The sequence below is a fragment of the Methylocystis sp. Se48 genome, assembly GCF_056269425.1.
This window is the reverse complement of sequence record NZ_CM149850.1, coordinates 991,358-1,013,207: the sequence shown is the minus strand read 5'-3', so window position 1 is coordinate 1,013,207 and position 21,850 is coordinate 991,358. Positions and strand designations below refer to the sequence as shown.

Genomic DNA, 21,850 nt, shown 5'->3' with positions numbered 1-21,850 from the left:
TTTTCACCGACGCGCCGGCGGTTCGGCCGGCGCGGGAGAACCGGCCTCATACGAGGCCGATTTCCTCGAACTTCGACCGCACGATGTTCTGGTCGAACGGCTTCATGATGTATTCATCGGCGCCGGCATGCATGGCGCGCGCGATATGGCCGACCTCGTTTTCCGTCGTGCAAAAAACGACCTTCGGCGCCGCGCCGCCCGGCATTTTGCGCAGGGCGCACAGGAACTCGAAACCGTCCATCTCCGGCATGTTCCAGTCCAGAAGGATCGCGTCCGGCATGCCCTTCTCACATTCGGCGAGCGCGGTCCTTCCGTCGCTCGCCTCGCTCGTGCGGAAATGCAAGCCCTCCAGAATGCGCCGCGCCACCTTGCGGATCACGGCCGAGTCGTCGACGACCAGCACCTGTTTCATTTGCTCACTCCTCTATTGTCAAATAGTCTGCCCGCCCTCGCGCACCGCGCTGTCGTCAGCGCGTCCGACGCGCCGCAGGACGGCGTCGATGTCCAGGATTGACAGAAAGCCTTCATCGAGGCGGTAACACCCGGCGATCAACTCCGCGAGACGCGGGTCGATATGCGCCGGGCAGCCGATGCGATCGCTCTCGCTGGTCGCGACGACGTCCTCGGTCTCGTCCACGAGCAGCGCATATTCCTCGCCGTTGCGCTCGATGCCCACGGCGAGTCCGCGGGTTCCCCCGCCGGCCTCGCCGCGCCAGAGGCAGCGGTCGAGATGAAGCGCCGTCACAATGCGTCCGCGGAGATTGACGAGCCCCGCGACCTCCGGCGGCGCGAGGGGTACGGGCGTCAGATTGTCCACGTGGAAGATGGTCTTCACGCAATCCACCGGCAGTCCGATCGTCTGTCCGCGGACCTTGATCATGAAATGCCGGCTCAGCGCGACGGCGGCGACCGCGCGTTTCCGGCTATAGCTGAAATCGGCAATGTCGAAGCTCATGCCGCGATCTCCGCCATCACGCGCCGCTCAATGTCGTCGCCCAGGGACGACACGCCTTCGAGCAGCCTTCCGACGGTTTCGACAAGGGCGCGCCTGTCGAACTTGCCCACGAGCGCGCGCACGCCGCACAGCGCCGCGGCCTCCTCCGCGCTCGCAGTCCGTTGCGGCGCGAGCGCGACGATCGGCAGTTTTTCCAGGCCCGGCGATTGCAGCAGGGCGCGCGCGAGCGCATAGCCGTCCATTTCGGGCATATCGATGTCGGTGACGGCGACATGGATGCGCAGGCCGCGCTCGACGAGCGCCAGCGCTTCCCGGCCGGAGGCGGCCGTCGTCACCTCATAGCCGGCGGCGAGCAGAACCGGCGCGAGCATGTCGCGGAAGAACTGCTTGTCGTCGACCAAGAGAATGCGCGGCCGCTGATTGACGCCGCGCGACAGAATGCTGGGATCGACGCTCTCGATGAAATGCGCGACATCCAGAATGTCGACGATCTGATCGTTGATGTTGACCGTTCCCACCACGCCGGGATCGGCGCTCTTCTTCTGAAATACGAGCGCCTCCTCAGCGACGTCGACGATTTCTTCTGCAAGAAGCGCAATCGCCTGGCCGGCCCCGGCGAGGATCAGCACCGGATAGGACGCCTTCTCGAGGCGCATGGCCTTGGCGGCGGGAAGGATCGGCAGAAGCCGCCCCTCGTGCAGCATCAGATAGCCGTCGCCGGCGGCCGCGAAGCGATCGGCCTCCACCTCCTCGATGCGCATGACGAGCGAAAGCGGCATCGCCTTCAACGGTCCGGGCCCGGCGCGCATCAGCACTACGCGGGTTTTCTCGCGCTCCGGCGCGAAAGACTCCAGCGACGCCGGCTGCTGCGTGTCGGCGATGTTTTCGAGCCCGACGCGTTCGACGATCGCCGCCGGATCAAGGATCAACACCACCGCTCCATCGCCCAGAATCGTTTGTCCCGAGAAGACGCCGATGCGCGCCAGCGGCCCTACGAGCGGTTCGATGACCACCTCCTGAACGTCGGCGATCGTCTCGACGAGAAGGCCGAAACGCACGCCGCCGGCGCGCAAGACGACGACGTAGCCGTCGCACAGCGGCGGCCGGCCCGGGGCGACGAGATCGAGCGCGGCGGCGAGATCGGCGAGCGGCACGGCGTCGCCTCGCAGGCGCAGCACGGGCGCGTCATGGATCAACTGAATTTGATGGTCGAAGCCGCGTCCGACGCCGACAACCTCGACCACCGCCATCTGCGGAATGGCGAAGCGCGAACCGCCGCTCGACAGGATGAGCGCCGGCGCGATGGCGAGCGTGAGCGGAATGCGCAGCGTGACCGTCGTGCCCTTGCCCGCCAGGGAGTTCAGCGAAACCGTGCCGCCGATCGACTGAATGTTCTCGCGCACCACGTCCATGCCGACGCCGCGGCCGGAGACCTTGGTGACGTTTGCGGCGGTCGAGAAGCCCGGGAGCAGCACGAACTGGAAGATTTCCGCGTCGCTCATGCGGGCGAGCGACGCTTCCGTCGCGAGCCCCCGCGCGATCGCCTTGGCCTTGATGCGCGCGAGATCGAGGCCCCGCCCGTCGTCCTGCACCTCGATCGTGATCTGGCCCGCGTCGTATGTTGCGCTGACGCGAATGACGCCGATCTCCGGCTTGCCCGCAGCCAAACGTTCGGCGACCGTTTCGAGGCCATGATCGGCGGCGTTGCGGATGATGTGGGTGAGCGGCGCCCGGATGAGTTCGATCACCTGGCGGTCGAGTTCGGTTTCGGCGCCGTACGTGACGAGTTCGATCTTCTTGCCGAGATCGATCGCGAGGTCGCGCACGAGACGCGGGAGCGTCGCGAACAGACGCTCGACGGGCTGCATGCGCACGCGCATCACCGCGTCCTGCAGGTCGCTCGTGACGCTCGACAGATTTTGCACCGACGCCTTGACCGTCTCGTCGCCGACCGCGCCAGAGAGTTCGAGCAACTGGTTTCGCGTCAGCACCAGTTCGGAAACGATGCCCATCAGTCGGTCGAGCACGCCGACGGAGACGCGCACCGTCTCGCCGATCCGCGCGCCCGGCGCGTGGATATGCTCGGGCATCGTCGCCAGATGCGACGGATTGAAAGGCGGCGGGGCCGCCGCGTTCGGCGATGCGCCGTCGGCCGAGGGCGCCGCCGCCTGGCCTGAACGCAGGCTGTTCGCGCCGAGTTCCAGCTCCCGCAGCAAATCGGAATCGTCGCCCTCCGGCTCGGACTCGTTGCAGGCGATGTCGATGAGCAGCGCCGAGAGGCGATCGACGGCGGCGAGAACCAGCGAGACATGCGCGGGCGCGGCGGTCGCGCCGTCACGCAATCGGCCAATCAGCGTCTCGGTCGCATGAGTGAGGCGCGCCACGCGCGGCAAGCTCAGAAACCCGCTCGACCCCTTGATCGTGTGGATGTGGCGGAACAAGCTAGCGATCAGCGCGGGATCTGTCTGATCCTTCTCGAAACGCAGCAGCTCCACCGACGCGGCGTCGATGTGCTCCGTCGCTTCCTGAAGAAACTCTTTTAGCAGATCGTCCATTCCGCGCCCCGCGCCGCCGCAGGCGGCGAATGGGCGAAGTATGGGCAAAACGGGTTAAAAGAAGCGAAATTCGAGGATGGAGGTTTGAGGCGGCGGACGCGGCCGGCGTCGCGCGGGCCGCGCCGGAGCCGCGTCAGGCGACAGCGCTCTGGGGTTCGTCCGCCTCGGCGCGGGCTTCCGCAGCCGGCTTCGCCTCGATTGTCACGAGTTCCGGCTCGCTCGTCACCGAAACCTCGAGGCCGCAGGACTTGGCGACGAGGCCGGCGTAATAGGGCTGGATCGCGCGCGCGTCGATCGCCCCGTCCTCCGCCTCGCCGGCGAGCAGGGCCGGAATGTTGGCGGCGACGCGGGCGTTGGTTCCCTTGGCCTCGATGCGGAAGGCGATGCGCTCCTCGTCGCCCGTCGAGGACACGGAAATGACGCCGCCGCGCGGAATCGCGGCGTCCGCAAGCAGGCAGAGGTTGAGCAGCAGCTTGACCTTGTTCTTCGACATCAGGACGCGCGGCACGGACCAGTTGAGCTGGGTGCGCTCGTCGGCGAGCAGCTGGCGGGTGACAAGCTCCGCGTCGCCGGTGTCGATCGAGGCTCCCTTGGAGCCCGCAGCGCCGAAAGCCAGCCGGCAGAACTGGAGACGCGACGACGCCTCGTTGGCGCTGGACTTGATGAGCGCCAGCGCATGGCCGCGCATCTCGGCGTCCTTCTCCTCCTCCAGCACCTCGAGGCCGTTGACGATCGCCCCGACGGGCGAAATCACGTCGTGGCAAACCCGCGACGACAGCAGGGCCGCGAGGTCGAGGGCGTCGAGCGAGAACTGGGTCATGGGGCCATCCCGATGGCGCCGCTCACGGCGCATGCTGGTTTAGAAAGCGTCGGAAACTTTCGCCATTCGAACGCAGACCGGCAGACGCAAATCGCGAATCACTGCAAACAGTCTATGAGAAAAGTAACCGTCATCTCGCGGATTGCAAATTGCGCGCCGTGGGGTCGTAAACAAAACCTAAAGGATCGCTCATGACCGCCGGCGCCGCCAACCATGATTCCGACCGGGAACAACTCGCCCGACTCTTCGCGAAGCTCGTCGTCGAAGCGGGCGCCATTGCGATGGAAGTGCTGGAACGTCCCGACATCTCCTCGCAGCTGAAAGCCGACAGATCGCCGGTGAGCGAGGCGGACGAACGCATCGAGTCCTACCTTCTCGAGAGACTGGCGACGGCGCTGCCCGGCGTCCCCGTGGTGGCGGAAGAAGCCGCCGCGCGCGACGTAACCGTGACCCATGGCGACGCCTTCCTGCTGATCGATCCGGTCGACGGCACGCGCGAATTTCTCGCGCGCAGTCCGGATTTCACCGTCAATCTCGGGCTCATTGTGAACAATCAGCCGACCGTGGGCGCCATTTTCGCGCCCGTGCAGAGCCGCGTCTGGTTCGCGGGCGCGAAGGGCTTCGCGGCCGCCGCGGCGCCGGGCGGCGCCCTGCCCGCCGCGCAGGACTGGAGTCCGCTCAAGACCCGCAAGCGTCCGCCGCAGGGCCTCACCGCTCTCGTGTCGAAGTCCCATCTCGACGAGGAGACCAAAAAGTTTCTGACCGCCTATCCCGTGGCCGAGCAGGTCGCCATGGGATCGTCGGTGAAATTCTGCATCGTCGCGGAGGGCTCGGCGGACGTTTATCCGCGCTTCGGCCGCACGATGGAATGGGACACGGCGGCGGGCGACGCCATTCTGCGCGCCGCGGGCGGCGTGGTGCTCGACCCCGCCGGCGAGCGCCTGCGTTACAACAAGGCGAGCGCGCATTACCGCAACGGCTCCTTCATCGCCTGGGGCGATCCGGAAGCGGCAACGCTTTCTTAACGACGTCGCGCAACTCTTAGCGAAAACGGCAACGCCGTCGCAACCAAGACGCATCCGCGCCGCGCGACGGCCGCATTCGACCGCGAAGCGTCGAAGGCCTGTAACGGTTACGCGTTTTCGGAGTTGAGCGATCATGAGCGCCTCGCAATCCTCGTCTCGCCGCGATCTCCTTCGTCTAGCGGCGGCCTCGGCCTTTTCGGCCGCGCTTCCCGGCGCGGCGCGCGCCGCCCTGCGCCCGGAGACCTATTCGAGCGGCGAAATCGTCGAGAACGGGCACCGCTTCTTCGGCTCCATCTCGCGCGGCCTCGCCGAGGGGCTGGAGCGCGCCAACAAGCAGTGGGGACGTCCCAACGCCTATATTCTCGGACAGGAGGCGGGCGGCGCCTTCGTCGGCGGCGTGCGTTACGGCGAGGGTGCGATGTATACGCGCAACGCCGGCCAGCGCCGCGTCTTCTGGCAGGGCCCCTCGATCGGCGTGGACGCCGGCGCGGACGGCGACCGCACGATGATGCTGGTCTACAACCTGCCCGAGGTCGACGCCATCTACCGCCGCTACGCGGGCGTCAACGGCTCGGCCTATCTCGTCGGCGGGCTCGGCTTCACCGCGCTCAACAACGAGGACGTCGTCGTCATGCCCGTGCGCGCGGGCCTCGGCGCGCGTCTGGGGCTTGCGCTCGGCTATCTCAAATTCACGCCCGACTCGACCTGGAACCCTTTCTGACGCCACAATCGCCGGGCGCGCGCCTTTTTTGATTTCGCGCGCGGGACGTGGCAGTCTCTGCGCCGGCCCGAGCGCGGCAGGGCGCGCGGCGGCGCGGGGTTGCGAGTCTTGATCGAACAGGCGATGTATTTCGCGCTCGGCTTTCTCGTCGCCGGGCTTCTCACGCTCATGTTTCTGCCCGCCTTCTGGCGGCGCGCGCTGCGTCTTTCCATGCGGCGGCTGCAGATGCTCGCGCCCATGTCCATGGAGGAGGTCGTCGCCGAGCGCGACCTGCTGCGCGCCGAATTCGCCGTGCGCGAGCGCCGGATGGAACAGCAAATGGAGGCGATCAGGGCCTCCAAGGCCTATGATCTCGCCGCCATCGGCCGTCACGCCGCGCGCGTCGCGGAGGCGGAGAACCGGCTGAAGCTCGCCGAGGCCGGCAATCGCGACATGGAGGCGCGGCTGCGCGAAGCCCAGAAAGTTCTGGCCGAACGCACCGATCTGCTCCGCTCGACCGAGCTCGCGCTGCTCGAAATGACCGAACGCGCCGACCGCGGCGTCGAGCGTCTGCGCCTGCTCGAATCGGACAAGGAGGAGCTCGGCCGCGAGAAGGAGGCGCAATACAGCCGCGTCGTGGCGCATGAAGCGAAGATCGGCGCGCTGCACGAGGAAAACACCCGGCTGCAACGCGATCTCGAATCGCTGAAGGAAGCGTTCGAGCGCGTTTCGGCGGAAGCCGCGCGCGTTCCCCACCTCCAGCGGGATCTGGACCGCATCTCCACGGAACGCGAGACGCTGCAGATCGAACATCAGGCGCTGACGGCCGAACGCGATCGGCTGCGCAACGAATTGCTCGCCGAGGAGGAGCGCCGGCGCAACGAGGTCGACCATCTCGAAAACGCGCTGCGCGTCGCCCGCGCCGAAGCGCGCGACACCGCCGACAAGCTGGAGATCGCGCGCGCCGACAACGCCATGCTGCATGGCGCGGTGGAAGTGCTGCGCGCCGAGCGCGCCGAACGGCGCCGGGCGGGCGGCGCGCCGCTCTCGCTCGTCAGGAGCGAGCCGCCGTCGCAGGCGGACGTCGCGGCGCTGCGCGAGGCGCTCGTCGCCTTCGGAGACCGCGTGTCCGAACTCGCGGAGGGCGCCGAAAAGCCGGCGGCGCAGCGCGCCAACTGAGAGCGGGTTGACCGGCGCCGCCCCCTTTGGGACAAGGGCGCGACGCCCACGCCTTTCAATGAGGTCCGCCTTGCTCTTCGTCGCCCTTTGTTTCGACAAGCCCGGTCAGGTCGATCTGCGCATGGCCACCCGCGCCGACCATCTCGCCTTTCTCGACAAGCATGCGGCGAAAGTGAAACTCGGCGGCCCCTTTCTCGACGGCGACAAGCCCGTCGGCTCCATGCTCATCCTCGATTGCGCCGATCACGCCGAGGCGCGCGATCTCCTGGCGGAAGACCCCTACGCCAAGGCCGGCCTGTTCGAGCGCGTGGAGCTGCGCGGCTGGAAGCGCGTCGTCGGAGCCGGGATCTGATGGCGCACTGGCTTCTGAAAAGCGAACCCTCCACCTGGTCCTGGGACCAGCAGGTCGCGGCGGGGGCCAAGGGCACGTTCTGGAACGGCGTGCGCAACCATCTCGCCAAGAAGCATCTGATGGCGATGAAAAAGGGCGAACGCGGCTTCTTCTACCATTCGAACGAAGAGCGCGCGATCGTCGGCGTCGTCGAAATCATCAAGGAATATTACCCTGACCATACGGACGAGACCGGCAAATTCGGCATGGTCGACGTGAAGGCCGTGAAGGCGCTCAAAAAGCCTGTGACGCTCGCGCAGATCAAGGCCGAGCCGCGCCTCGCTGACATGGCGCTGGTGAAGAATTCGCGCCTGTCGGTGCAGCCGGTGACGGATGATGAGTGGGCGGTGGTGATGGGGATGGCGGGGGAGAGTTAAGCTTTTTTCATTTGTCGCGGGCGCCGCCCGACCGCGCCAGATTGAGCGCCAGCAATTTCGCCAGCGCGTCTTCCGTCGAAATGTCCTCCGGCCAGCCATAGGCGGCCGCCACGGCCCTGTCGAGCTCGGCGTGGGCGTTCACGAGCCATTGCGGGCGCTCATTGTAGAGATTGGTGAGCGTGCGCTTTTTCAGGATCGCCGCCGCCTGTTCGTCCTTCGGCAATATGCGGTCCGGATAGCCGGGAACCACCTCGGGAACGATCTCGACGAGATCGGGCGGGTTGAGCCAGTTGCGCCGCAACTCGTCGAGCTTTTTCGCGGCTTGCGCGATGCGGCGCGCGCGGGGGTCTGCGGCGTATTCTTTGGCGGGGATGTTGGGCGTGAGGCCTTCCGGGAAGGGGAAGGTTTCGAAGGTGGTGGTGGGCGTGTAGCGCGGGCGGTCTTCGAGCGACGTGCCGAGCCGCAGCGACCACGCCTCGTGAAAGCGCGAATGGAGAACGCCGAAAGTCGTGTCGTCGTCGCGGGCGATGGCGTCAAGGAGATTGGCGATCAAACTACGTCTATCGAGCCAGACGAAGGCGCGATGCTTGGCCACAACAGGCGTAGCTATGAAGCGTTGCATGTTGCGAAGCTTTTTGCGAAGGGCGGGGCGGTCTCGTTCAAAGAGCCACCAATTTTCTCTTGTTCTTTTTGCGCGATCGCTTATGCGTATCGGAAAGACATTGGCTTGTGCGTATTTGAACGGCTCTTGGAAAAATGCCGCCTCTTGTTCTGAAAGCCCAGAGAAATCAATAACCCAAGTATCGGAATTATTGCGCATCACGTCCATGGCGTTGAGCCAAGGCTTAATCACGTCTGCGTTCGGCCGACCGTTCGCATTTAGCGGCTCTCGTAGCCATGCTCGCGCGATGCCGCCGGCAACATCGAAAGGCCCGTATTTCTTGAAGCCTTCGAAGCAAACATTCTCGTTTTCCGAAAGTCGCTTTGCTTCGATAAAGCTGAGCCCCGCGCTCAAATCCGCGTTGATCGTCGCCACAGCCACGCCGTCGAGCCGACAAGCCTGCCCTGCCTCATCCTGCTCCGCGCCCTCCTCGGCATGAGGGCCTTGTGGTTGCGCGAAACACACGATGCTCACCCGCACCGCCGCGCCGTCCTGCATCCAGGGCTCGTCGCTCCACGCCTCGAAAATCGCGCCCGCCCGCGCGATGGGCTCCAGCACCCGCCGATTGGCGCCGCCGCGGATGGAGTTGGTGGAGACGAGCCCGGCGCGCCGCGCCCTGCCGCTCTCGACCGCGCGCCACGCCTTGTAAAACCAGTAGCATACGAGATCGGCCTCGGCGGGCACGGCGCCGTCATAGGCGGCGAAGAGCGCGTTCACATAATCGTCGCCAAGGCCCTTGCGCAGCAGCTTGCCGCCGAGGAAAGGCGGATTGCCCACGATGAAATCCGCCTCGGGCCACTCCGCCTCTTTCCCCTCCGGGGTCAGAATGGCGTCGCGGCATTCGATGGAGTCGAGCTTGCGCAGAATGGGCGAGGGGCGGGAATAGATCGCGTTCTTGATCCCCCACTGAATGTCGCCGATCCAGATTGTCGTGCGGGCGAGTTCGGCGGCGAAGGGATTGATTTCGATGCCGCGCAAAATCTCCGGCCCGACGCGCATCATGGCGGGGCGGTCGAGGCCCAGCGCCTCGCATTCATTGATGGCGCGATTTTCGAGGTCCTTCACGCCCTGCAGCGCGAGATAAAGAAAATTGCCCGAGCCGCAGGCGGGATCGAGAATGCGCAAGGAAGCCAGCCGCTCGATGAAATCGTCGCGCAGCCGCGCGGCCTTGGCGCGCGCCTCCGCGATCTTCTTGCCGTGTTGCGCCTGCCCCTTGCGTCCCGCGAGCCCGGCCTCGCGCGCGGGCGCCATGAGCGCCTCGATCTCCGCCCGCGCGGCCTCCCATTCCCGCCGCAAGGGGCGCAGCACGACCGGCTCGACGATCAGCATGATCTTGTCGGCGTCGGTGTAATGGGCGCCGATTTGCGCGCGCTTGTCGGGATCGAGAAAGCGCTCGAACAGCGTGCCGAAGATGGTGGGGTCGATGAGGCTCCAGTCGAGGCTCGCAGCCGCGAAGAGGAGCTGGATTTCAGCGTGTTCGAGCGGAAGGGCGCGCCGTCCGTCGAACAGCCCGCCATTGAAATGCGCAATTTCCGTGAGGTCGAATTCGCCGCCCTTCTCCATCTGCTCGAAGAGCTTGTCGAAATAGTCCTTCGAGCGCGACGGGCGCTTTTCGGCGGTGGTGAGCAGCTTCCTGAGCAGCCCCTCGGGGAGCAGCTTCACGCTGTCGGCGAAGAAGCAGAAGACGAGCTGGTTGACGAAATGCGCCACCGCCTCGCGGTCGGGATGGCGGCTCTGCAGGGCATCCGAGATCGTCTGGAACTTGCTCGCCGCGTCCGCCGTGATCATGGCGCGCGTGCGCTTGGGCTTTAAGGCCTCGGGGTCGTGAAAGACCGCGCGCAGGAGCCTGAATTTGTCGGGCTCCGCGAGATCCTCGAGTTCGAACTCGTATTTCTTGGTTTCGAGATTGGTCCAGGTGGTTAGAATCTGGAAACGGATCGTGTCGCAGGCGACGAGCAGCGGCGGGTGCTCCAGCGCCGCCGCATAGCGCGCGAGCTGCGCCATCGCCTCGTCGAGATTGCGGCGGCGTTTCTTGTATTCCCAGGCGAAATAGCCCTTCTTCCAGACATCCGCCCAGCCGTCGCCGCCCCCGGTGATCGCGGCGCCTTTCTCGAAGGCGAACGTCTCGCCGCCGGGGTCCGCCTCCGCAGGCGTCGGGTGTTCGAAGAGCCGGCAGAGATCGATGAAATGCTCCTGCGCCGACGCCCGTTCGGTCAGCGCGTGGTTCTTCCATTTGCGGATGAATTCCTGCGGCGTCATGCCCGGTTTGCTAACACGATTCGGAACGGGCCGGGCGCGATTTCAGGAGCCCCTTATCCCCCCGTCTTCGCCGCATCCCCGGCCACCGCCGGCTCTTTCAGCCCATTCTTGATCTTGTCGAGAATCTTCGGCAGGTCTTCGGGATCGGGATTCAGATCGCGGGCGTGGTTCCACTGGAACTGCGCCTCCAGCTTGCGCCCGACGCGCCAGTAGGCGTCGCCGAGGTGGTCGTTGATGACCGGGTCGGACGGCTTGAGATCGATCGCCTTTTCCAGCTCCCGCACGGCGTCGTCATAGCGGCCGAGCTTGTAATAGGCCCAGCCGAGACTGTCCACGACATAGCCGTCGCGCTGGCGCAGGTCGACCGCGCGGCGCAGCATTCTGAACGCCTCGTCGAGATTGACGCCCTGATCCACCCAGCTGTAGCCAAGATAATTCAGCACCAGCGGCTGATCGGGGTTGAGCTCGAGCGCCTTCTTCAAATCCGACTCGGCTTCCTTCCAGTTCTTGCGGCGCTCATTGGCGATGCCGCGATAGTAATAGATCAGCCACTGGCCCTTGTCGGGATTGGGCTGAAGCTCGATCACGCGCGAATAGGTCGCCGCCGCATCCGCGAACAGCTTGCGCGACCGCTGTAGATTGCCGAGCGCCGTCAGCGCTTCCTGATTTTTCGGATTGGCCGCGACCACCGCCGACAAATGCTCGGTCGCCTCCTTCGACTTGCCGAGCGTCTCCAGCAGCAGCGCCGCCTGAACGTCCGCATTGACGCGCAGCGCGCTGTCCTTCGGCACGCTGTCGTAGAGGTCTATGGCCATCTCCTCCTGCTTCATGCGCTCATAGACGTCGCCGAGCGTGATAATGGCGAGCGCGTTCTCTGGCGCGAGATAGAGCGAGAGCCTCAGATAGATCAGCGAGGCGAGTTCGTCGCCCTGCCGGCCGCCGACGGCGCCGAGGCCGTAGAGCGCTTCCGCCGCGCCCTCGTCGGGCGTGCGGACGAAGGGCGGCAGCGCCTTTCCTTCGTCGAGCGCCTTGAGGCCCGCGACGATGATCGGATGGCCGGGCGCCACTTCCTCAAAGCCTTCGTAAATCTTTTTCGCTTCGTCCCGCTGGCCGCGGCTCGCGAGGAACCGAGCGTAGGCGTCGACGAGGCGCAGCGTGTTCTTTTCCGCGGCATAGGCCGATTTGAAGCGCTTCTCCGCCTCGGCCTTGTCGCCGCCGAGATCGGCGATGAGCGCGGCGTGGTAATCGCGGAACACGACGAAGGCCTCGTCGTTGAGCTGGTCGAGCGTCGCGAGCGCCTTGCGCGTGTCCTTCGCGCCCGCATAGCTCCAGGCGGCCAGCAGCGTCGAGGTGATGTCGCGGCGCCGGTCGCCGCCGCCGCGCGCAAGCTCCGCCCGCGCCGCGGCGTAGCGGCGGTTCTTGATGAGATCGACGCCCTTGGTCAGCCGGGCGAGGCCGTTGCCTTTGTCATGGGCGATGACGCGCTGGGAGAGAGAAATCGCCTCCGCCATATTGCCGTTGGCGAGCGCGGCGACAAAGGCGCGGTCGACGAGATCCTGATTCTTGGGATCGTCGCGGAGCGCCTCGCGAAAGAAGGTCGAGGCGGCGAGCGTGTCCCGCTCCGCTCCGGCGACGATGGCCGCGAGGTAATTGCCGGAGAGGCTGGAGCCCACCTCGAAGGGGCGCGCGACGGAAAGGCTCGCTTCGCGGGCGAGCGCGAAACTCGCACCCGGAAAGGCGCACCACGCCGCGCATGCCGCGGCGGCCGCCACGCCCGTGCGCAGCATCAGGCGCCTTGCGCCGCGAGAAACGAAGGCGAGCGGACGAACGAAGTGAGGCACAGGCGCTTTCCTAGCAGAGGGCGGTACGGCTACATCGCGACGCGCGGCCGATCCGCCGGAACGAGTGGCCGGCGTGTCCAAGAATCGTGCGTAAAGATGGCGGTTTTGGGCCCGGGAGGCAAGGCGGCGGAAGAAGGCTCGCTCGAAGTAGGCGATGCGCGCCGCCAAACGGAAAGGGCCGGCGCGACGGCCGGCCCGATCCAGAAAGCCAACGTTTATTCAGCCTCAGCTGATCGCCTTCACGATCTTCTGCGCCGCGTCGTCGAGATCGTCGGCGGGAATCACGTTCAGCCCCGACTCGTTGATGATCTTCTTGCCGAGATCGACATTGGTGCCCTCGAGGCGCACGACGAGCGGAACCGTAAGGCCCACTTCCTTTACCGCGGCGATGACGCCCTCGGCGATGGTGTCGCAGCGCATGATGCCGCCGAAGATGTTGACCAGAATGCCCTTCACCTTCGGATCGGCGGTGATGATCTTGAAGGCCGCCGTCACCTTCTCCTTGCTCGCGCCGCCGCCGACATCGAGGAAGTTCGCGGGGAAGGCGCCGTAGAGCTTGATGATGTCCATGGTCGCCATGGCGAGGCCGGCGCCGTTCACCATGCAGCCGATGTTGCCGTCGAGCGAAATATAGGCGAGATCGTGCTTGGAGGCTTCGATCTCCTTCTCGTCCTCCTCGGACAGATCGCGCAGCTCGGCGAGTTCGGGATGACGATAGAGGGCGTTGTTCTCGAAGCTCACCTTGGCGTCGAGGCAGCGCAGCTTGCCGTCCTTCGTCGTGATGAGCGGATTGATCTCGAGGAGCTCCATGTCCTTGGCGACGAAGGCCGCATAGAGCTTTTCGACGAGGTCGCCCGCCTGCTTGGCGAGGTCGCCCGTGAGCTTCAGCGCGTCGGCGACGCGGCGGCCGTGGTGCGGCATGAGGCCCGTGGCCGGATCGACCGAGAAGGTCACGATCTTCTCGGGCGTGTCATGGGCCACCTTCTCGATGTCCATGCCGCCTTCCGTGGAAACCACGAAAGCGATGCGCGAGGTCGCGCGGTCGATGAGCATGGAGAGGTAGAATTCCTTGTCGATCGCAGCGCCGTCCTCGATGTAGAGGCGGTTGACCTGCTTGCCGGCCTCGCCGGTCTGAAGCGTCACGAGCGTCGAGCCGAGCATCTGCTTGGCGAAAGCGGCGGCTTCATCGATCGACTTGGCGATTCGCACGCCGCCCTGCGGACCCGCCGCCTCTTCCTTGAACTTGCCCTTGCCGCGGCCGCCGGCGTGAATCTGCGCCTTGACGACATACACCGGGCCCGGCAGTTTCTTCGCGGCCTCGGCCGCGTCTTCGGCCTTCAGGACCGGAAAGCCGGCGGCGATGGGCGCGCCAAACTCGCGCAGAATGGCTTTGGCCTGGTATTCATGGATATTCATGCGGGAGTGTCTCCTCGAAGCAAAAACCGGCGCGCCACGCGCGCATTCCGAAAAAGCCGCAGACTTCTGCGATGAGAATGCGCTCCAAACGGAAAGCGACTCCTGGCTTAATGGCCATGGCGGAGCGGCGGCGTCAAGCGGACGGGTGGTCGCGGGGGCGGCGGGCGGCGCCTTCAATGCGGGGGGATTCCTATGAGCGGCGCGTATGTGAAGCTCCCGGCCCTCGTCATGGTCGCCGGCCTCGCGCTGGTCGGAGGATCCTCCCTCGAGCCGGCGTCAGCCGGCGCGCGGCCCGGGAGCGCAGCCAGTCGAAGCGAGGCCTCGGACGCACGAGGCGCGTCCGGGAGCCAAGTCGAAACGTCAAATCCCTGGCGCGACCCATTCCCGAAAGCGCCGGCCGCGAACGATTCCCGCTTCGTGGGGCAGAAGTGGCATGACGGTCCCAGGACCGGGGATGACCGGATCGATTATCTCGCGCGCGTTCCGAGCGGGGATACGTCCCGCATGCCGTTGATCGTCGTCGGAGCGCCCGGCGACGGCGCCCTCATGGCGCACCGCCAACTTTACGAAAGCGCGCTTGTCATCTTCATTGGCCCTGGCGGGAGCCGAAATCGGTGGCTGCGCGACAAGATCGACGCCGGCGACGGCGCGGAATGCTCGCCGGCCTGTCCCGCCTGGATGTTCGTGCCGGCGGAGGCCGTCCGGGACGTGCTCAGGGATTTCGCCGCACATGTGCGCTTTGCGCATGACCGCGTTCAATTCTTCGGGTTCGACGACACGAGATATCTGATTTATCGGGCGCTCGATCCGGTCCTTCAACCCTATCTCGCTGGCGTTGCGCATGGCGTATATGCGGAATGGCAGCAGGCGAGTTGTCCCGCCGTATCGAAGGCTGGGGCGACGCCGCCGCGCATGTTTTTTTCCTGGGGCGGGTGCGACGAGTCCTTTTGCCCCACGATGGACTGCTTAAGCGTTATCGCCAGCAGAGGATATGAGGTGGACGCCGCAAGCAGAGGCGACGCCGCTCCCGAGCAATGCGAATGTCCGGGCGCAGCAGGACGGCCCCATCTCGCGCCGGCGAGCGCCGCCATTCGCGCGGCGACTTACCGCTGGCTTCTGTCGAACCGCAGAAAATAAGACGATCGAGAAGACCGGCTTTGAAAATCGCCGCGAGACGGGAAGACGTCCAGCGCACCGCCCTTCAGGCCTCTTGCGTGCGCCGAGATTGCGCAAGGCAAGCCGGGAAAGGGCCCGACATGGCGCTCTTCCATACGGCTCCCGGCGCCACTGCGCGACGGGAAAATGCCTGCGGGCGCGGTCGGAAACGAGCGCCCTCAGGCGAAATCGGAATTGAGCCCTTTCGCCGCCTCGATGACCGCCTTCACGCTCGAAACGGATTTGTCGAACATCGCCTGCTCGGCGGCGTCGAGCTTGATTTCCATCACCTTTTCAACCCCGTTGGCGCCGATCACCACGGGCACGCCGACATAAAGGCCCTTCACGCCATATTCGCCGTCGAGATAGGCGGCGCAGGGCAGGACGCGGCGCTTGTCCTTGAGATAGCTCTCGGCCATCGCAATGGCCGACGTGGCCGGGGCGTAATACGCGGAGCCGGTCTTGAGCAGACCGACGATCTCCCCCCCGCCCTGACGGGTGCGCTGGACGATGGCGTCTATGCGCGCCTGCGTCGTCCAGCCCATGGCGACGAGATCGGGCAGCGGCACGCCCCCGACGGTCGAATAGCGGACCGACGGCACCATGTCGTCGCCATGGCCGCCGAGGACAAAGGCGCTGACGTCCTCCACCGAAACCTTGAATTCCTCGGAGAGAAAATAGCGGAAACGGGCGGAATCGAGCACGCCGGCCATGCCGACGACGCGATTCGTCGGCAGGCCGGACGCCTTCTGAAGCGCCCAGACCATCACGTCGAGCGGATTGGTGATGCAGATGACGAAGGCGTCCGGCGCATATTGCCTGACGCCCGCGCCGACCTTGGAGATGACGCCCAGATTGATGCCGAGAAGATCGTCGCGGCTCATGCCCGGCTGGCGGGGCACGCCGGCGGTGACGATGACGACGTCCGCCCCGGCGATGGCTGAATAGTCCGACGCCCCGGAGAGCGCCGCGTCGAAGCCCGAAACGGGCGAAGCCTGGGCGATGTCGAGCGCCTTGCCCTGGGGGACGCCGTCGACGATGTCGAAGAGCACGATGTCGCCGAGTTCCTTGAGGCCGGCGAGATGGGCGAGCGTTCCGCCGATGTTTCCGGCGCCGACCAAAGCGATTTTCTTTCGCGACATAATCGATCTCGTGCTGTGATTTCTCCAACTTGCTAGCGCGCTTTCACGCGGGAGGGAAGACGTTTCGGGCGATTTTCGGCATTGCGAAATCCCAACCGGAACAAAGCCGCGACGCCGCAGCCGAACGCCCAAAAGCGCGGCGCCCCGGGCCGGCGCCTCGGACCTGCGCAATCCCGCGACGGTGGACCGGGCGCAAATGTCGCAGGCGGTTGCGCAAAACTTGTGCGCCCACCACGTTGAGCGTGAGCGCCGTTCGGGCGTCTGATGAGGGCAGAGAATGGGCATTTCAATCGTGCGCAACTCTATCGCGGCCGCCTTTGTCGCGGCCTCGGCGGCGTCCGTCGCGGGCGGGGCTTTGGCGGCCGCCGACCCGGACGAGGCGGAGTTGCTGAAAAATTTCGAGAAAGTGGACGTCTGGCATTTCCCGGTCGACGCCACTGTCCGTTACAACAACCAGGACGCGGTCGTAACCCGGGAGCTTGTGTTCAAGGACGAGCAGCCCAAGGGGGAGCTGTGCTACGTGCGCTTCGATCTCGTTAAGGGCGAGGGAGACTATGGCTACGGCCTGAACCCCGCGGAGCCGCCGGGCCAGCGCAAGAACGCCGTATGGGGAATCAACGTGCTGAAACGCGGCACGGTGCTGAACCAGTATTATTCGGCGCTTCGGCTCAACGTGATCTATTTCTTTGTCGAGGGGCCGAAATCGGACGCCGCCCGGGAGGTTTGCGCGAAAATGCAGGCGGCGCCCACGGCGGAAGCGGGAAACGCCTATAAGGGCCCGTGGTCCGAGCTGGTGACCAAGGCCAGGGCGACGCACGGCTGGCCCTCGGCCGTCGCCAAATAGCGAAAATATTTCCACAGGGGCGTCACGGCGCTGGACAGGGGGGCGGGCATTTGATATTCGCTGCCCGTCCCAAGGGCGCTGTGGCGCTCGCAGGGCGGGCGCATAGCTCAGTTGGTAGAGCAGCTGACTCTTAATCAGCGGGTCCAAGGTTCGAGCCCTTGTGCGCCCACCATTAAAAACAGACAGTTATCGCACTCCGGCGATCAGCTTGCTTTCCAAAACTTACCGTTGGGAAGCATATGGGAAGCAAGAGACCTCCCTAGCATTACAGTTGCATTTTGATGTGGGAGCGTCTTGCTTGGGCCTGATGGGCTCGTCTCCAGAGCGACCAAGCAATGATAAACTCGGGTCGAATGCGTTTTCTCGCCAAGGGCGTCGCCAAGCGGCGGATTTCCTGCATCGACCAATGGATCAGGGAATCTTCGACGACAAGCGACGCGCGCTTGTCTTTGTGCGGCGGATTGTTTTTGGGGGCGGCGCAACGGCATTGGCGTGAGCGCGGATCGCAGCCATCATGGCGAAGGCCAGCATGACGAGCGAAACATGACGGCGCCATCCGCGCCAGGAGCGCGTCTCGTTGTGGTCGAGGCCGAGTTCGTTCTTGGCGGTTTCAAAGCTATCTTCGATCGCCCAACGACGGCCTTCGATTTTCGTCAACCTTTCGATTGAGGTTCCGCTCGGGGCCCATGTCGTGAAAAAGGCAAGATCGCCGTCGGCGATTTTGCGACGGATCAGAAGTCCCCGCGTCCAGGAAACGCCCGCAAGCGCATCGTTGTAATCGCCCGCGTCGAGGTCGGCGAGTTCGAGATAGGCCCAGTCGCGCAGGCGCTCGCCCTTCGTCCCCGCGCCCGTCGAGAGCCGGCGCCAGGCGGAGGCCGGCAAGCCGTCCGCAATTTCTTTGGCTGCGCCCGAAATCAATTTCGACTTGCCCCAGGAGTGGAACGGCTCGTTGGATTTGACGCCCAGCACGTAGCCTTTGCCAGCGCGCCGCAAGGCCATTTCGATATCGCCGACGCCCTAGACTGTGTCGGCCGCTACGAAGGAGAATGGGACCTTCGCTTTGATCGCTCTTTCGATCATAGCGAGCGCCAGCGCCGGCTTGGTCGCAAAGCCGCCAGACGCGCTGTCGACGATCTCCTGCGGAATATGCGCCTTGGCCATGCGCGCTTTATCCTCGGTCCAGCTCTTGGGCGGATAAAGCTCGCGGTCGATGAACGCATGGCCGCGCTCTGTGGCGCAGCACGCGAAAACGCCGATCTGGCAATTCGCGATCTTCCCCGCTGAGCCTGTATATTGCCGTGCGACGCCGCAGGAGGCCTTACCCTGCTTCAGAAACCCCGTCTCGTCGACAAGGAGAACCGCATCTTCGTCCGCCAAGGCTTCGAGCGCATAATCGCGCACAATGTCGCGCAGCCCATCCGCGCTCCAGCGCGCGCGACCCAGAATTGCCTGCCGCCGCCACGGTCCCGGATCGCCCGCCGCTTCGGCGCGCATCCAGCCCGTCTTGCGCCGCTCTTCGCCCAGCAACCCGTCCAGAAAGCGCTCCGCCAATCGCGCCACGCGCTCCTGCGTGAACAGAGGCCGCATCCGACGCTTCACGTCACGCAGAGACGACGCCCACAACTCCAGCGTCGTTTCGATCGAAGCTCCCGACATCCCATGATCCCCTTGCCGAATCATGGCGTCCCATCGAGTCAGAACTCCAAATATAATGCAACTGTAATGCTAATCAACGATGGAAGCGTCCGCTCTCGGCCTTTTCTCTTCCGCACTCCCCTCGCTCTGGCTGCCGTTTATCTCGATGAAATTACGTTCGCTCCCTGGGCCTTCCTGCGCTGGCCCATAAGCAGAAAATCCCAGACGCCCTTCAAAAATCCGATCCCATACCCGATGTGAATGAGCATGAAGGCAAGGGACAGCGGGAAAACAAGGACAGGTTCCGTTCGCCATGCTGCGACTGCGGAAAAAGCCAGATTGAGGCCGAGGTAAGCGACGGCGACGGCCGCCAGCGCATAACGAGCCCATTCAAACCATAACGACAAGATCGAGAAGCCGACGAGCGACATTACAAACGTTGCGGGCACAAGCTGGCGCAGCGTGAAAACGCCGCCAATTTTCTTTATCACAAGCGGCTTGAAATACCCGTATTGATAATACATCAGCCAGAGCTTTTCCAGCGAACTACGCGCATAATAAATTGAATGAATTTGAGGAAGAAGTAAAATCTTGCCGCCGTTCTTGATAATTCGTAGGTTGAATTCATCATCTTGATTTCTGACAAGTTCCTCGTCGAACACGCCGACCCGCTCAAATATGGTCCGGCGGAAGCATCCGAATGGAACGGTGTCGACCCACCGAGGTTTCGACAGCATGTCAATTCGGAAATAGGAGTCGCCAACCCCGAATGGATGAGCGAGCGCTAGAGAGATCGCTTTCGCAATCGCAGTGTTGTCGCCAGGCCGAGTGCGGCAGACGCCGCCGACATTGTCTGCGCCGCTTTCCATGAGGGCCGACGCCAACCCGGAAATATAATTAACGGGGTATTCGGCATGTGCGTCCATGCGCATCACAATATCGCCGGCCGCTCTCGCGATCCCGACGTTGAGCGCGGCCGGCGCCGTCTTTCCGGGGTTTTCGAGCAGGCGGATGAAGGGGTAAAGCGCAGCGTAGGATCGAACGATATCTTGCGTTCCATCGTCGCTCATGCCGTCGACGACAAAAATCTCCAGTTGGTCCCTAGGGTAGTCGTTCGCGAGGATCGAATCCAAGAGTTTTGCGATATAATTTCTCTCATTGCGACACGGGATGATAATTGAAACGAGGGGCCGAGTTGCTTGTTCGGCGCCTGAAGGGGGATTCTCCGATACGTCGAGGTTCATTGCTAAGCTTCTGTCCCTGCCTTGTCGACAAAAAATGCCGGCTGATCCATGATGAATTTTCTACGCGGACTTACGCGCAGTTTCACCCTTGGCGCAAGGTCGTCAACGTATGTTGACGAAGTTAACGATATTGAACCGCCCCGCGTTCAGCAACACCCGACAAAGATCCAGTTAAAATCCGCGAGGAGCTGTCCAAACAACGGGGGCCATCTCCGATGGAGAAAACAATGCGCCGCGACCATTTCATGAGAGTCGTCCTGCCGCTCTTCGGTATGATTCTTGCGTCGTCTGCATTGGCGGGCGGAAGCTCTCGCGACGAAGGTTGGTGGATCATTCTTGCTTCGCTTCCGAATCCGGACCTTTCCATCGTTCAGAATGCGAAAATTGCAAAAATTCGCGCCTCGGCGGCGCGCTGCGGGTTCGATCCGTTCAACGATTTCTCGAACAAATTTCGAGGATTTGCGCCTGGATTTGACGTCGTCGTCCTTGGGGCGTTCGAATCCCGCACGAAAGCCGCTTCTGCGTTGCGCGACGTCAGGCGCTGCTTTCCCGACGCCTATCTCGCTTTTGGGAAACATCTGGGCGAGTGACGGCGTCGCGCATCACGCGTGCGAAGGCGCGCCGATTCGTCGCGCGCGCCATTGCGCCTCAGCGAGTCACGATCCCGACCATCTTCACCACCTCGAAGTTGGATCCCTTTACCTGCCGCAATTGACTGACGAGCTGATCGTTGTTCCAGCGCGCGTCGGGCGCGCCGCTGAGGCGCCAGTTGCTTCCGTTGTCTGCGACAAACATGCCGTAACGTTTCAGCGCGACGAGGATCGCTTTGACCTCGGGGCTGAAGCTTGCCCGAATCTGGTAGCTCGCCTTGAGGCGCACGCGCATGCCCATCGGCGGCAGATTCGGGCTCGTCAGCGTCGAGGCGTAGTGGGTCGCCGGCGGAACATAGGCGCGGCGCGCACGCGTCACCGTGAAGCGCAGCGCATGGGCGATGAGACCGTTGTGCGCCTCCTCGTAACGCACGAGCCCAGGGAAAATCGGCAGACCGGCCGCGTCCGCGCTGGTCCAGCCGGGTCTCGCCGTTGGCCGGACATTGTTGGAGTCGAGATGAAAGACTGCGCCCGACGCGGCGTTCCAACTGCCGTTCGGGTTCGGAAATGCGTCGTACATTTCATACAGGCGATTTGAGTCGCGATTGATCACCAGCACATGCCGATCGCCGCCGAACGGCGCGCCGGAAATCAGCCGCCCCTCGATCGGCGCGTTTCGCGGAACGGGATAGGGACCGGGGTCGCTCTCGTCGCCGTAATCAGTGAAGCGAATGGAAACGGCAGGCTGCGCTCTGGACACGACCACGTAGGGTATGCCGATGAGCGCGCCGTCGTACGTGCCCGAACTGAAATCGGGATGCAAGCCGGCGCTCAATCCGATCGACGCGATCAAATTCGCCGAATTCGGATCGACCGGCAGCCGCGAAACGTCGACGTTCCAGCGGTTGTCCCTCGGGAATGGGATCGACCCGTTCAGATTGGCGCCGACGCCGAGGTTCGCCCTCGCCATCGAGCCGTAGGTCAAGGGCGGCGAGACGCCGGGCTGAACGGCGCTTCCCGGGAAAACGTCGTCCGCACGCACGACCGTCGAGAAGGCCATC

General features: G+C 64.4%; 18 protein-coding genes, 1 tRNA gene and 1 pseudogene. 9 read left to right on the top strand and 11 right to left on the bottom strand.

Annotated features, from left to right (window positions below):
• Positions 1-46 precede the first annotated feature (46 nt).
• From ACV959_RS04940 to chpT, 4 genes are all read right to left on the bottom strand, one after another.
• Positions 47-412, bottom strand: coding sequence for a response regulator (locus tag ACV959_RS04940; protein ID WP_475738804.1), 366 nt, complete (start codon positions 410-412; stop codon positions 47-49).
• Between the two features lie 18 nt (positions 413-430).
• Complete coding sequence (locus ACV959_RS04935) at positions 431-955, bottom strand: chemotaxis protein CheW (protein ID WP_475738803.1); 525 nt, start codon at positions 953-955, stop codon at positions 431-433.
• Positions 952-3,510, bottom strand: coding sequence for a hybrid sensor histidine kinase/response regulator (locus tag ACV959_RS04930; protein ID WP_475738802.1), 2,559 nt, complete (start codon positions 3,508-3,510; stop codon positions 952-954). The genes ACV959_RS04935 and ACV959_RS04930 overlap by 4 nt, the downstream gene beginning before the upstream one ends.
• 133 nt (positions 3,511-3,643) lie before the next feature.
• Positions 3,644-4,330 (bottom strand): histidine phosphotransferase ChpT, encoded by a 687-nt coding sequence (gene chpT, locus ACV959_RS04925; RefSeq protein WP_475738801.1) that lies wholly within the window; start codon positions 4,328-4,330, stop codon positions 3,644-3,646.
• 191 nt (positions 4,331-4,521) lie between these two features.
• Between chpT and cysQ the strand changes: the two genes are divergently transcribed.
• The 5 genes from cysQ to ACV959_RS04900 all read left to right on the top strand — a co-directional run bounded on the left by cysQ (position 4,522) and on the right by ACV959_RS04900 (position 8,002).
• On the top strand, positions 4,522-5,355 hold the full coding sequence (gene cysQ, locus ACV959_RS04920; RefSeq protein ID WP_475738800.1) for a 3'(2'),5'-bisphosphate nucleotidase CysQ: 834 nt from the start codon (positions 4,522-4,524) through the stop codon (positions 5,353-5,355).
• Positions 5,356-5,488: 133 nt separating this feature from the next.
• Positions 5,489-6,076 (top strand): DUF1134 domain-containing protein, encoded by a 588-nt coding sequence (locus tag ACV959_RS04915; RefSeq protein ID WP_475738799.1) that lies wholly within the window; start codon positions 5,489-5,491, stop codon positions 6,074-6,076.
• Positions 6,077-6,175: 99 nt separating this feature from the next.
• Positions 6,176-7,234 carry a hypothetical protein gene (locus ACV959_RS04910; protein ID WP_475738798.1) on the top strand — a complete coding sequence of 353 codons (1,059 nt, stop codon included), beginning with the start codon at positions 6,176-6,178 and terminating at the stop codon, positions 7,232-7,234.
• 70 nt (positions 7,235-7,304) lie between these two features.
• On the top strand, positions 7,305-7,586 hold the full coding sequence (locus tag ACV959_RS04905) for a YciI family protein (protein ID WP_475738797.1): 282 nt from the start codon (positions 7,305-7,307) through the stop codon (positions 7,584-7,586).
• Positions 7,586-8,002: an EVE domain-containing protein gene (locus tag ACV959_RS04900; RefSeq protein WP_475738796.1), complete on the top strand. Its 417-nt coding sequence runs from the start codon at positions 7,586-7,588 to the stop codon at positions 8,000-8,002. Before ACV959_RS04905 ends, ACV959_RS04900 begins: the two co-directional genes overlap by 1 nt.
• Before the next feature lie 7 nt (positions 8,003-8,009).
• Here the strand turns inward: ACV959_RS04900 and ACV959_RS04895 are convergent, their stop codons facing one another.
• The 3 genes from ACV959_RS04895 to sucC form a co-directional block, all read right to left on the bottom strand.
• Positions 8,010-10,922 carry a class I SAM-dependent DNA methyltransferase gene (locus ACV959_RS04895; RefSeq protein WP_475738795.1) on the bottom strand — a complete coding sequence of 971 codons (2,913 nt, stop codon included), beginning with the start codon at positions 10,920-10,922 and terminating at the stop codon, positions 8,010-8,012.
• 53 nt (positions 10,923-10,975) lie between these two features.
• Positions 10,976-12,709: a tetratricopeptide repeat protein gene (locus ACV959_RS04890; protein WP_475739588.1), complete on the bottom strand. Its 1,734-nt coding sequence runs from the start codon at positions 12,707-12,709 to the stop codon at positions 10,976-10,978.
• Positions 12,710-12,988: 279 nt separating this feature from the next.
• Positions 12,989-14,179 carry an ADP-forming succinate--CoA ligase subunit beta gene (gene sucC / locus ACV959_RS04885; protein WP_475738794.1) on the bottom strand — a complete coding sequence of 397 codons (1,191 nt, stop codon included), beginning with the start codon at positions 14,177-14,179 and terminating at the stop codon, positions 12,989-12,991.
• A gap of 504 nt (positions 14,180-14,683) precedes the next feature.
• Between sucC and ACV959_RS04880 the strand changes: the two genes are divergently transcribed.
• On the top strand, positions 14,684-15,316 hold the full coding sequence (locus ACV959_RS04880; protein WP_475738793.1) for a hypothetical protein: 633 nt from the start codon (positions 14,684-14,686) through the stop codon (positions 15,314-15,316).
• 197 nt (positions 15,317-15,513) lie between these two features.
• Here ACV959_RS04880 and mdh read toward each other — a convergent pair whose 3' ends face one another.
• Positions 15,514-16,476, bottom strand: a complete 963-nt coding sequence (mdh, locus tag ACV959_RS04875) for a malate dehydrogenase (RefSeq protein ID WP_475738792.1) — start codon at positions 16,474-16,476, stop codon at positions 15,514-15,516.
• Positions 16,477-16,753: 277 nt separating this feature from the next.
• On the opposite strand from mdh, the gene ACV959_RS04870 reads away from it, so the two are divergent.
• Positions 16,754-17,320 (top strand): hypothetical protein, encoded by a 567-nt coding sequence (locus ACV959_RS04870; RefSeq protein ID WP_475738791.1) that lies wholly within the window; start codon positions 16,754-16,756, stop codon positions 17,318-17,320.
• Between the two features lie 96 nt (positions 17,321-17,416).
• Positions 17,417-17,492 (top strand) — tRNA-Lys (locus ACV959_RS04865).
• A 239-nt stretch (positions 17,493-17,731) separates the two neighbouring features.
• Here ACV959_RS04865 and ACV959_RS04860 read toward each other — a convergent pair.
• Positions 17,732-19,000: pseudogene (locus tag ACV959_RS04860) on the bottom strand (IS701 family transposase).
• 113 nt (positions 19,001-19,113) lie between these two features.
• A complete protein-coding gene (locus ACV959_RS04855; RefSeq protein WP_475738790.1) occupies positions 19,114-20,199 on the bottom strand; it encodes a glycosyltransferase family 2 protein in 1,086 nt (361 codons plus the stop codon).
• Between the two features lie 227 nt (positions 20,200-20,426).
• Between ACV959_RS04855 and ACV959_RS04850 the strand changes: the two genes are divergently transcribed.
• Entirely contained in the window at positions 20,427-20,789 is a 363-nt protein-coding gene (locus tag ACV959_RS04850; protein WP_475738789.1) for an SPOR domain-containing protein, read from the top strand.
• 58 nt (positions 20,790-20,847) lie between these two features.
• Here ACV959_RS04850 and ACV959_RS04845 read toward each other — a convergent pair whose 3' ends face one another.
• A complete protein-coding gene (locus ACV959_RS04845) occupies positions 20,848-21,849 on the bottom strand; it encodes a hypothetical protein (protein ID WP_475738788.1) in 1,002 nt (333 codons plus the stop codon).
• Position 21,850: the final 1 nt, after the last annotated feature.